Raw genomic sequence first — 12,312 nt, forward strand, 5'->3', positions numbered from 1 at the left:
TATCAGTTTTGACCCTAGTCACGCAAGCGGGTAATAAGGCTTGATGTATCAAAACGGTTATTGCCGGCGCGCTGGATGTCAGCATAAAATTGATCAATCAAAGCAGTGATTGGCAAGGTTGAGCCATTATTTCTTGCTTCATTAAGACAGATGCCTAGGTCTTTGCGCATAAGATCAACCGCAAAGCCAAAATCAAATTTATTGTCAACCATGGTATTGCCACGGTTTTCCATTTGCCATGAACCAGCAGCACCCTTTGATAAGACTTCTATCACCGATTTCATGTCAAGTCCGGCATTTACGCCAAATTGTAAGCCTTCCGATAGGCCTTGTACAATGCCCGCAAGACAAATTTGGTTGACCATTTTGCACAATTGACCAGATCCGGCCGGCCCCATAAGCCGCACTGAAACCGCATAGCTGTCAATTGCCTTTTCAATCTTTTCATATATTGCTTGGTCACCGCCACACATTACAGTAAGTTTGCCATTTTCTGCGCCAGCTTGGCCACCAGAAACTGGTGCATCTATAAAGTTAAGCTCACATTTTTGCGCTTCCTCATAAAGCTTGCGCGCAACCTCTGCAGAGGCGGTGGTATGATCAACAAAAATGGCCCCTTTGTTCATTGCTTTAAAAGCCCCATTGTCACCAAGGGTAATTTCAATAAGATCCTTATCATTGCCAACGCAAGAAAAAACAATATCTTGTCCTTTGGCGGCCTCAGACGGTGTATCAGCACTCTTACCTTGATAGGTGGTGACCCAATGGTCAGCTTTGGTTTTCGTGCGATTATAAACAGTCACCTCATAACCAGCTTTTGCCAAATGCCCGGCCATAGGAAAGCCCATGACACCAAGCCCTAAAAATGCAATTTTTTTCATACCCACTCCCTATAGAACTCTTTTTCAAATTAAGGCAATATCATGCCTTATTCATTTTTATACTTCAAATAAAACAATCCTACACTATTTTCGAAAACACTTAAATTAATTCTTTGATATTACAGTAAATTCGCGCGTTGAACAATTCTATATTTATTGAGTAATACACATGTGTTTTCTAAATTATTTGTAATGTTTCCTTTATTTTGAACAAATTTTGACAAAATTTCACCTTGTTTAGAGGGGTTAAAAATAACGCTATTGACATGACAATGTTTTTACTTTTGTAAAAGATGATAAATTAAATCATGTTATCTTGGCAGAGGTATTGGAAAGCTATGAAATTGAAAGCAATGTTAAGCGGAACGAGCTGTCGGCGTAGATTGGCGTCTATTTTGTCTGTTCTAACTATTTCTACTTCAGCAATCGTATTAGCAAGCCCAGCAATTGCGCAAACCACGCCAGCACAAAGCCGTACCACACGCCATATCAATGCACAGCAAGTTGCCGAAACTGTAGCAACACAGGGCGAAACAACACAAACAGCAACAAGTGAAGAAGCAAGCGATGAAAATGCTTCAACGCGTTTGCAAACCGTTGTTGTAACTGCAACCGGTTTTGAGCAGACGGTTAATGATGCCCCTGCAAGCATCACGGTTATTCCGCGAGAAGAGCTTGAAAAAGGATCATTCCGCGATCTAGGTGATGCGTTGCGTAATGTTCAAGGCGTTGCCGTGACTGGGTCGGCTGCTGAGCAGGATATCTTTATCCGTGGTCTTCCAGGGGCCTATACACTCATTTTGGTTGATGGTAAAAGACAAAGCACTCGTGATGCTCGCACCAATGGTAATTCTGGTTTTGAGCAAAGCTTTGTTCCACCAGCTGGCGCTATCGAGCGGATCGAAGTCGTGCGCGGGCCTATGTCCTCGCTTTACGGCTCAGATGCCATGGGCGGCGTTATCAATATTATAACCCGTAAAGTTCCAGAAAAATGGACCGGAACAATAACGATTGATGGTACGGCTAACCAGCATAGCGAATATGGTAATAGTGCGCAGGTAAGCTATTATGCTGCTGGTCCCTTGCAGCCTGATGTAATAGGCTTGCAATTATGGGGGCGTGGCATGGGCCGCGAGGAAGACGCAATTGTCTCTGGTACACCAAAGAAAAAAGAAATTGATATTACTGGCCGTGTCACGGTTACTCCCAATAAGGATCACGACTTAACCTTTGAAGCTGGTACAACAAAGCTGAAGCGCTTTAGCACAGTTGGCAATAATATTGAACGCTCGGTCAATAATAATCGCGCCGCTGTTGATACCTACAATCTAAATACGCGTGACCATTTATCTTTTGGTTACACTGGGCGCCTTGGTTGGACAACTGCAGAGTTTTCAGTGCTTCAAGAAACGGCTAAGCGTGAAAGTTATACTTGGAATAATAATACGCAAGATTTCGTTGCTAATTTACGTGCGCCAACTATTCGCAATACTATTATTGATGGTAAATTCACCACACCGTTTAGCCTTGCGGGTAACCATACACTTGTCACCGGCGCTCAGTACATTCGCAATGATTTAACCGATCAAAACCCAGGCTTACGCACTGCGCAAGATGAAAAATTTGACGTGACACAATGGGCATTGTTTGGTGAAGATGAATGGTGGATTAGCAATTCATTTTCACTAACCGGTGGTTTGCGTATGGATCACCATGAAATTTATGGCACCCATTGGAGTCCACGTGGTTATGCAGTTTGGCATGCAACTGACAATATCACTTTAAAGGGCGGTATTTCAACCGGTTTCCGTGCTCCTGAAATACGTCAAATTGCCCCTGGTTATGCTTATACGACAGGTGGCGGCAATTGTTTTTATGGGCAAAAGCCGCCAAGTGGCCGCGGTCGTTGCGGTGTTATTATCGGTTCAAGCGGTTTGCAACCAGAAAAGAGCACATCTTATGAATTTGCGGCCCTATATGACAATCTTGAAAACTTACAGCTTGGTGCAACTTATTTCTATACAGATTTTAAGGATAAGATAAGCAACCAACAGGTTGTTGATGCAAATGGTAATCTTGCTGAATGGTCGGTAGATCCAAATTATGTCTTGTGGGAATTTATCAATATTGACGATGCGGTTATGCAAGGTGTGGAATTAACCGGAACTTGGTCGCCAATCGAAGCTGTTTCTTTGCGTGGAAATTATACCTACACCCATTCAGAGCAAAAAACTGGTGATTATAAGGGCTTACCACTTGCTCGTACACCAGAACACATGGGTAGTATACGTGCCGATTGGCATACACCGGTTGACGGGTTAGATGCTTGGGCTGGCGGTAATTATCATGGTAAGGAAACCAATGCTGGTTTGCGTATTGGTGCAGCTGGAACAGCTGTTCTTCGTAATGGCCAAGTGGTTGCCCGTGAATATAAGGATTATTTCACCTTTGATATTGGTGGCAGCTATAAGTTTAGTGACTATGTTTCATTAAATGCAGCAGTTTATAATCTTTTTGATAAACGCGTCAGTGTTGACGAATTTAATAATGTGGTTGAAGGCCGGCGCCTTTGGGTGTCAATGACGTCCAACTTTTAAATTAAATAGCGGGTAAATTGGTAAATTTACTGCAATACTTTGCTAATTTACCCGTAAATCAAAAAAATAATGAACCCTTTGTCCGTAAATGTTAAAAATATAGGTTAAACTTAATTGCGTAAAATTTTAACACTGTTTGGCTCATGCATGCTGACGACATTGGTCATGCAACCATGTTTTGCGCAAAGTGAAAAAGTAACAGCCAATCACAGCGAAGCATTGAATATGGATATTCGTCATTTTGATATAAAAATTACGCCAACCAATAATGCATCGCGTTCGATAGATACGGAAAAAGCTGATCTGGAAAGCTATCGCATCTTTGTCGCTACTCCCAAACAGTCAGCGCCGCAAGATGGTTGGCCAGTCGTTTGGTTGCTTGATGGCAATATGACGTTTGATTATGCGGTCAAAAATAAACCAGAGGCGATTATTGTTGCTATTGGTTACCCATTAGACAATAGAGACGAAATCGTAACGCGGCGCTATTATGGCCTCACCGAAAAGGCAGGGCCTGAAAATTTCCCACATAGGGAGGGAAAAACTCCACCCAATACAGGTGGGCGCGCTGCATTTAGCCGTTTTATTATGGATGACTTACGTCCATTAATAAAAAAGCAATATAATATAAATGATAATCAACAAATTTTATATGGCCATTCCTTGGGTGGATTATTCGTTTTACATGAAATGCTAGATGGTCGCCAGCGTTATAATATTTATTGCGCCGCAGATCCGTCCATTTGGTGGAGTAAGCATGGCATATTAGAACGTTTTAAAGCGGAACCATTATTTGCTGATACGAATAATAATCAAAAAACTTATCTGCTTATTTCTGCTTCGGGTAAGCGTGCGCAACGAGCGCAACTATCGCCCGAGGAAGCCAAAAAACTTGCAGAAACCCGTGGTGGTCCCAATGGCAAATATGTGTTTGATTTATTGAAACAATATCCATTTATAGAAGAAAATTATCAGCTTTATGAAAATGATAGTCATGGCACCATGGTTGAGCCATCGGTTCATGATTGTTTGAAATTTGCCAAAATCAAGCTCAATAATGATTAAAAGTCGATTTTAAACTGGGTAAAAGGCTTCAGTAAATTTGCATAAGGCTTTTGAAATAAATATAAAGATGAATTTCAGTGCATAGTTTCATAGGCTGTAATTTGGGGGATCTAAGTCAGTTCAGGGAATTGAAGATTGGCTTATGAGAGATTTAGAGCAATTAGGATTTTATAAAGAAACTAAGTTTGCTTTAGGTGATTAGGTGATGCCTAATTATAAATGTAGTTTTCTAACAATGAAAGCAAGGATGATTAAATGGTAACGAAACGTAAATTCCTTATTGGGGCTGTTTTTAGCACTATGTTGGCAATGGCAGGCTTTAGCACACCATCATTTGCAGAAAATATTAAGATTACCCATGCATCAGGTGAAAGCGAAGTGCCGCTTCAACCTAAAAAAGTTGTGGTCTTTGATCTTGCAAGCCTTGATAATCTTCAGCGCCTTGGTGCAGGTGATACGGTCATTGCTCTACCAGAAATTGGTTTGCCTAAATATCTTGAAGCCTTTAGCGATGAAAAAATTACCAAAGTTGGTACACTTTTCGAGCCAAATTATGAGCTTATCGCTTCGCTTAAACCCGACCTTATTATTGCTGGCGGTCGTTCACAGCCAAAGCTTAAAGAATTAGCAGCTATTGCGCCTACAATTGATACAACTGTATCAACAGATAATTATCTTGGCGATGTTGATCGTAATGTTGAAATTTTAGGTAAGATTTTTGGCAAGGAAGCGGAAGCTAAGGCCGAAATCGAAAAGCTTGCCGCAACTCTTGCTGAAGTGAAAAAGGAAGCAGATGGCAAGGGTAATGGTCTGCTTATTTTAACAACTGGCGGTAAAATGAGTGCATTTGGGCCCGGCTCACGCTTTGGTCTACTTTATTCAGGCTTCGGCGTTTCTCCAGCTGTTGCAGATCTACCCGTTGGTCGCCATGGCCAGCCAATTTCATCTGAATATATTTTGGAAAAAAATCCTGATTGGCTTTTCGTTATTGACCGTGATGCTGCTATTGGTCGTGAAGGTCAGTCTGCCGCTCAAATGCTTGATAATCCAGTTGTTAATGAATCAAAAGTTGCACAAAAAAAGCATATTGTTTATCTTGATCCACAAAACTGGTACCTCGTTGGCGGTGGTTTAAGTGGTCTTCACGAAACAGCAGACCAATTGATGAAAGCCTTTAAAGCTGCTGATGCAAAATAAATTGTTATTGGCAGAATCTATCATTTATCGTTTTTGTTGATAGACTTTATTACAATATTCAATTTTGAGTTTTTTAAAGCGGGCACCATAAAGGCCCGCTTTTCTTTTAAATAATTGGTTAGCACGCGAATTCCTTTTTTGTGTTTATCACACGGTGCCATAAAATCCCTGTTAAAAAGACGAATAAAACCAAAAAAGGTAATTTTAAAAAGTTGATTAAAATATACTTGTTTTATATGACTAATCATTCAAACTAGATTTCACTTTATCATTTAAGAATAAGCAGTTGGGGCAAAACCTGCTTATTATATAACAACATGCTGGGAATAATTTCTTGGGAAAGCTAATTGGCGGATTATTAATTGTCTGCATTCTCGCCCTTTGCAGTATATTTGTTGGTGTTAGCGATGTTACGCCATCAAGGCTTTGGGCGCTTGACCCTTATGCTTGGAATGTTTTTTGGGCAACACGTATTCCACGAACTGCTGCGCTTATTCTTGTTGGCGTTGCCATGACTATTTCTGGCACAATCATGCAGCTTTTGGCCCGTAATCGTTTTGTTGAGCCGTCTACTGCTGGTACGGTAGATTCTGCATCCTTAGGAATTTTAACCGTTTTATTATTAGCACCTGATTTGCCTGTTATCTTAAAAGCTGCTGTCGCAGCTTTATTTGCGCTCATTGGCACATTAATCTTTATGGCAATTTTACGCCGTATACCATTGCGGTCAGCTTTATTGGTGCCATTGGTTGGTATTATGCTTGGCGGGGTTATCGGGTCGATTAGTACATTTTTTGCCTATAAACACGATAAGATCCAATCTCTGCAAGCATGGATGTCCGGCGATTTTTCAAGTGTGATGCAAGGACAGTATGAACTTTTGTGGATTGCGGCGCCACTTGTATTGCTTGCCTATATTGCCGCAGACCGTTTTACTGTTGCAGGCCTTGGTGAAGATTTTACCACTAATCTTGGGGTTAATTATCGGCGTATTGTTATGATGGGGCTTATAATTGTTGCAATGACCACAGCACTGGTTGTGGTAACTGTTGGGCAAATTCCATTTTTGGGCCTTATTGTACCCAATATTGTTGCGCTATTCATTGGTGATAATATGCGGCGCGCCGTGCCTTGGGTCGCACTTTTGGGCGCATCAGCGGTGTTATCTTGTGATATAATGAGCCGCTTAATCAATTATCCTTTTGAAATTCCAATCAGTACCATTTTGGGTGTTGTTGGTAGCGGTATTTTCCTTTTCCTCTTGCTGCGAAAGGGGAACCGTTTTGCTTAAATCTATCAATAGACCTGCTTATATTATTGCACTATTAGTCGTAATTGCTGTCGTTTTTAGCATATTTTTTATGTCGTGGAACTTGCTTGGCAATATGTCCTTTGCATTAACACTACGTGGTAAATCGCTTATTTCACTTGTCATTGTTGGCTATGCGATTGCTATTTCAACAGTGCTTTTTCAAACAGTTACCAATAATCGTATTTTGACACCGTCTATCATGGGCTTTGACCAATTATACCTTTTGGCGCAAACAGTGGTTGTTTATTCGGTTGGTGTCTCAGGGCTTGCGCTGGTAAGCAGTGTTACTGGCTTTATTATCCAAACACTTATTTTGGTTGTTTTTGCTACGACATTATTCAGGTGGCTATTTGCTGGTGAGAATAAAAGTCTGCATCTTGTTTTATTAGTAGGTATTGTACTTGGCACATTTTTCCGCAGCTTAAATGTTCTCTTGCAAAGAAAAATTGATCCAGATTCATTTGTAGGGTTACAAGAGCGTTTCTTTGCCAATTTCAATAGCGTTAACTCCGATGCGCTTTTACCAGCCTTTTGCATTATTCTGGTTGTGAGTATTTTTGTTTTTGCCAAGCGTAATTGCCTTGATACTTTGGCATTGGGGCGTGAAATCTCAATTAACCTTGGTGTTGATTATAAGAAAAATGTCACGTTCATTTTAATGCTAGTAACTATTCTTGTTTCTGTCTCAACAGCACTGGTTGGGCCAGTTCTCTTTTTCGGATTATTGGTTGCAAGTCTTGCCTACCAGCTTGCAGGCAGCTATCGACATATTTTTATTTTACCAATTGCTGCGCTTTTGGCCATAATATGCTTAGTTGGCGGTCAATTGATTATGACACATGTCTTTAACCTTGGCGTGCCGCTTGCGGTAATTATAGAATTTATTGGTGGTATTGTCTTTATCTGCCTGCTTTTGAGAGGATCCTTGCGATGATTGAAATTAAAGGTGTGTCGAAAGCCTATAATGACCGCTTAGTGGTTGATGATGTCCATCTTACAATACCAGCGCAAGGCATTACCTCGATTATTGGGCCTAATGGCGCAGGTAAGTCAACATTGCTAACGATGGCAAGCCGTTTAACACCGATGGATAAAGGCGAAATTTCGGTTGGGGGTCTTGATATTTTAAAAACCCCGAGTGATGAGCTTGCTAAACGGCTTTCAATTTTGCGACAAGAAAATGTCTTAACATCACGTTTAACCGTGCGTGAATTGGTGACTTTTGGTCGCTACCCTTATAGTAAAGGGCGGCCAACGTTGGAAGATAGGCAATTTGTCGATTCCGCAATCCGTTATCTTGGCCTTGAAGATTTGCAAAATCGCTTTCTTGATCAATTATCGGGCGGCCAGCGTCAACGCGCATTTGTTGCCATGGTTATTTGTCAAGATACTGATTATGTCCTGCTAGACGAGCCACTTAACAATCTTGATATGAACCATTCTGTTTCGATGATGAAGCAATTGCGCCGCGCTGCTGATGAGCTTGGCAAAACTATTGTTATTGTTGTTCATGATATTAATTTTGCATCTTGCTATTCAGATACCATTGTCGCTATGCGTGATGGCAAACTTATTGCGAAAGGATCGCCAAGCGAAATCATTGAAACCGATTGTTTAAAAGCAATTTATGATATGGATATTAATGTGCGAGAGATAAATGGCAATCGTATTGCTATTTATTATTCCTGATAATTTTTATGATTTTGCGTTGAAAAATGTGGCAAGACTAAAAGTCAAAGCAAGTTGATGCAGCATTTCATTCTTTAACTTATTCAATAATTAGGGCATATTAGAAATATAATTCTATTTCAAATATGCCCTATTTTTTTGATGGTTAAAACTGATATTTTATTTTGATACCGCCACCACCACCATGACGTTGACCAACAAAAGCTTGGCCGTTAACATTAATGTTAAAAGCCTCATTATTGGCTATAGGCTGGAGATTGAAACCAGCTTCAAATATACCTGAATCTCCCTTTAATGATGGCTTATCAAGTTTAAACTCATAAGCAGTTGCTGCAATTGTGCCATTAAATTCATGTTCATAGGCCGCACCAATATAGGGTTTCAATTGTTCGCTATAGGTATAGCTGTATCGCCCACCTAGCTGTAAGCGAGAGCTGGTCGCGCTATCAAAGTGTAACTTTTCATAGCCAATTGAAACCGTATCGCTATCCATGCGCGTCCATAAATAGCGCCCATAAACATCAAGCGCCTGTTTTTCATCAAAATTAAAAACATAACCAATAGCGGCATGACCTCCAACATATTTACCTTTGCTATCATAAGAACCGTGATAGCCAATTGATGATTCTTTAAGAGTACTTAAAGTGTTGCCGACATCAAAACTATTATTTATTTGTCCAGCGCGTATTGAAGCTTCTAGATAAATACCATCGGCTTGATCAGGTGTAAAATTGACAACGCGGCCAAGACCAGTACCCTTTAAGTCAATGCGACCAAAAATGCCGGCACCTTTATAATTGCCATTCCCATCACCATGAACGGAAGAAAAATTGGTAAAGTTGTTATAGGTGTCATAAGTGCCATGACCATATTCAAAAAATAGGCCAATGGTGGCTTTGTGGCCGGCGTTAAAATCAAAGCCAGTAGCAACGCCAACTGCCATATTAAAACCTTTAATATCAACATGGCTACCTGTATTATATATTTGTGATGAACCATTGGCGATCATAAAAGGTATAAAAGCTGGACGATTTATATTATCATCATTTGCGCGCACCATAATACGTATTTTATCAATTCCGGCTGTTGAAATAAGATCACTCCCTTGATTGAGAAATCCTAACATTGCTGCTCGACCTTCCGAATATGATTTTGATTGGGGATTTATTTGAGCTGCAGATTGATTATTGTTAGGATTAGACGGCTTAGGATTCTCTGGAGTAGGCTCTGCTGGTTGATTAGGATTCTCCGGAATAGGCTCTGTTGGTTGTTTAGGATTCTCTGGAGTAGGCTCTGCTGGTTGAGGTGTTATATCTGCTTTATTGTTAATAGTTAAGACAAGTGCTTTATTATCATCAATTAACTGTTGTTCTAAGCTTGCTTGATAGATAATAAATTGGCCTTGTTGAATGACATAATTATTCAATGCAGTCCAAGTACCTTGGGTCTTTGTAATAAAAATAATTTTATCACCATCATAAAGACGATTATCACTCATCTGCATATTTGCAATTGTATGTTTGGTGTTTGTCAAATCAACAGCTTGGCCATTACTAGAAATTGTTATAAGTCTATCTTCATTTGTTACATCGCTTGGCAAAGTCCAATTGTAATTTTCAAAATTATAAATTCCAGATACTGTACCGCTATAACCTATCAAATTTAATGTATTGCCGGAAATTACTTTATTAAAAATATCTTGAGAGTTGGCATTTGAATCATTAAAACTAAGCCCAGTGTCATCTATACTTTTACCGCCCCAAATAGCGCCATATTGCATGACATCAGAAATATTGTGACCTATAACAATTTGCTTTCCTTTCAATGTTACTATATTATTTATAGCTACATTGCCAGTACTATAACCGCCAAAAATGTCGCCCCAGATGGCCGATGACCCTGAAATCGATACTTCATTATTGATAACTGCACCGCCAGAACCTTTTGTGCCACCATTGCTAATAGCGCCTCCACCGATGCTTAAGCCACCAAAGATACTTCCTCCCTCCATGCCTTCTGAGCCGCTGATGTCTGAAGAACCTCCGTCGCCGCCTATGATAGTAACATTTGTTAGTGAAACTTTGTTATCGCTTACCGTTCCTCCAGAACCCCCGGTGCCCATGTAAGCGCCTCCTATGCCCCCCATACTTAAGCCACCATAAACGCCTCCACCTCCAATTCCGCCAGTGCTTGCGTAGCTTCCTATGCCACCGCTACCACCGCGACCACCCTGAAGCGCTACATCTGTTAATATAACTGTGTTATTGTTTACATCCCCACCTAAACCACCAATTATATCATGAGCATTGTTGCCGATACTTAACCCACCATAAACACTGCCACCTCCCAAACCTCCAGTACCATAAATACTACCAAAACCACCAGTGCTACCATTACCACCCTTAAGGGCTGTGTTGGTTAATATCACCATATTATTATTTACCTGGCCGCCAGATCCGGCGTTGCTTTGATCGCCACTATTCCCGCCCATACTTAAACCACCATAAACGCTACCGCCGCCAAAGCCGCCAAAGCCCCCGGCGCTATTACTTGCAAAGCCACCCGAACCGCCATTTGCTCCTATAAGAGCTACATCTGTCAAGGTAACGGTGTTATAGCTTACGAGACCACCAGAGCCTCCTGCACGCTTAAAGCCGCCTGTACCACCAATACTTAGGCCACCCAAAATACTTGCGCCACCAATGCCGCCCATACCGCCGCCGCCGCCCATCGATGAGCCGCCACCGCCACCATTGGCTCCTGTAAGGGTTACATCTTTTAGTGAAACTGAATTATTAGTTACTTCACCACCAAAACCACCAGTACCCTCAGAAGCGCCTGCACCGCCTATACTTAAACCACCATAAATACTTCCACCACCAAAGCCTCCTGAACCGCCGCCGTCGCCGAAATATTCTCCATTTGCACCTTCCACTGCATTATTCGTTACCCCACTCCAATCGTACGCGATGTGATGCATCAAAACTTTGTTATTTTCGATACGATTACCGGAGATGCCATTTTGAGTGCCCGTTGTAAGGGGTGTCCCAGCATCTCCTATATTTACACCACCATAAATAATATAAGGAGCAATGATGTCGCCTAGGTTAGGTTGTGTATTCCAATTTGCTTGGACTGCAGCATCAACATCACCTATTGTAATCATATTTCCAGTATAACTACTTTGTGAAAAAAGACTTTTATATTTTTCACTATTATCTGAGATAGCAGTTGGGTCTTTTTTAAAGACGGTTGATGCGCTTGTTCCTGTATATATAATATCTTCGGCAACAGCATTTGGTATACCCATGCAGCTTAGCCCAGTTGCACTAAGCGCAATTATAATAGAAAAACGTGAAACTGAGCCTTTAAGGCAAAAATAATTATTCAAAGAACTCATGATAAGTTTTTTCCTATACAACATGATATGATGCAAAAAACAGTAAACGTATTATGTCACGTTACGTCGTATTCAAACCGTTTGTTTAATCGACATATTCAAATCATTGCTTTTTTACGCAATTAAAACATTAGTTTTGAATATATTATAAAAAATATAATTTACAATAAA

8 protein-coding genes are annotated in these 12,312 nt (G+C 40.7%); 6 read left to right on the forward strand and 2 right to left on the reverse strand.

The features are described 5' to 3' along the window. Positions 1-14: 14 nt before the first annotated feature. Positions 15-881 (reverse strand): NAD(P)-dependent oxidoreductase, encoded by an 867-nt coding sequence (locus tag N6B01_RS02710; protein WP_262079805.1) that lies wholly within the window; start codon positions 879-881, stop codon positions 15-17. Between the two features lie 353 nt (positions 882-1,234). Between N6B01_RS02710 and N6B01_RS02715 the strand changes: the two genes are divergently transcribed. The 6 genes from N6B01_RS02715 (at position 1,235) to N6B01_RS02740 (ending at position 8,741) form a co-directional block, all read left to right on the forward strand. Beyond that, on the forward strand, positions 1,235-3,478 hold the full coding sequence (locus N6B01_RS02715; protein WP_410007247.1) for a TonB-dependent receptor domain-containing protein: 2,244 nt from the start codon (positions 1,235-1,237) through the stop codon (positions 3,476-3,478). A 147-nt stretch (positions 3,479-3,625) separates the two neighbouring features. Next, positions 3,626-4,543: an alpha/beta hydrolase gene (locus tag N6B01_RS02720; protein ID WP_262079807.1), complete on the forward strand. Its 918-nt coding sequence runs from the start codon at positions 3,626-3,628 to the stop codon at positions 4,541-4,543. A 255-nt stretch (positions 4,544-4,798) separates the two neighbouring features. Beyond that, positions 4,799-5,740, forward strand: a complete 942-nt coding sequence (locus N6B01_RS02725; RefSeq protein WP_182418803.1) for a siderophore ABC transporter substrate-binding protein — start codon at positions 4,799-4,801, stop codon at positions 5,738-5,740. 334 nt (positions 5,741-6,074) lie between these two features. Next, positions 6,075-7,031: an ABC transporter permease gene (locus tag N6B01_RS02730; protein WP_262079808.1), complete on the forward strand. Its 957-nt coding sequence runs from the start codon at positions 6,075-6,077 to the stop codon at positions 7,029-7,031. After that, complete coding sequence (locus N6B01_RS02735) at positions 7,024-7,986, forward strand: iron chelate uptake ABC transporter family permease subunit (RefSeq protein WP_262079809.1); 963 nt, start codon at positions 7,024-7,026, stop codon at positions 7,984-7,986. The genes N6B01_RS02730 and N6B01_RS02735 overlap by 8 nt, the downstream gene beginning before the upstream one ends. Then, entirely contained in the window at positions 7,983-8,741 is a 759-nt protein-coding gene (locus N6B01_RS02740; RefSeq protein ID WP_182418805.1) for an iron ABC transporter ATP-binding protein, read from the forward strand. Before N6B01_RS02735 ends, N6B01_RS02740 begins: the two co-directional genes overlap by 4 nt. A 145-nt stretch (positions 8,742-8,886) precedes the next feature. On the opposite strand, the gene N6B01_RS02745 is transcribed toward N6B01_RS02740, so the two are convergent. Continuing rightward, positions 8,887-12,141: a hypothetical protein gene (locus tag N6B01_RS02745; protein WP_262079810.1), complete on the reverse strand. Its 3,255-nt coding sequence runs from the start codon at positions 12,139-12,141 to the stop codon at positions 8,887-8,889. Positions 12,142-12,312 lie beyond the last annotated feature (171 nt).

Source organism: Bartonella sp. HY406, from assembly GCF_025449315.1.
Taxonomy (GTDB): domain Bacteria; phylum Pseudomonadota; class Alphaproteobacteria; order Rhizobiales; family Rhizobiaceae; genus HY038.

What these genes read in the sequence shown, in the direction of transcription:
- N6B01_RS02710 (WP_262079805.1), bottom strand. Translation starts at nt 881, where the DNA reads ATGAAAAAAATTGCATTTTTAGGGCTTGGTGTCATGGGCTTTCCTATG.
- N6B01_RS02715 (WP_410007247.1), top strand. Translation starts at nt 1,235, where the DNA reads ATGTTAAGCGGAACGAGCTGTCGGCGTAGATTGGCGTCTATTTTGTCT.
- N6B01_RS02720 (WP_262079807.1), top strand. Translation starts at nt 3,626, where the DNA reads ATGCTGACGACATTGGTCATGCAACCATGTTTTGCGCAAAGTGAAAAA.
- N6B01_RS02725 (WP_182418803.1), top strand. Translation starts at nt 4,799, where the DNA reads ATGGTAACGAAACGTAAATTCCTTATTGGGGCTGTTTTTAGCACTATG.
- N6B01_RS02740 (WP_182418805.1), top strand. Translation starts at nt 7,983, where the DNA reads ATGATTGAAATTAAAGGTGTGTCGAAAGCCTATAATGACCGCTTAGTG.
- N6B01_RS02745 (WP_262079810.1), bottom strand. Translation starts at nt 12,141, where the DNA reads ATGAGTTCTTTGAATAATTATTTTTGCCTTAAAGGCTCAGTTTCACGT.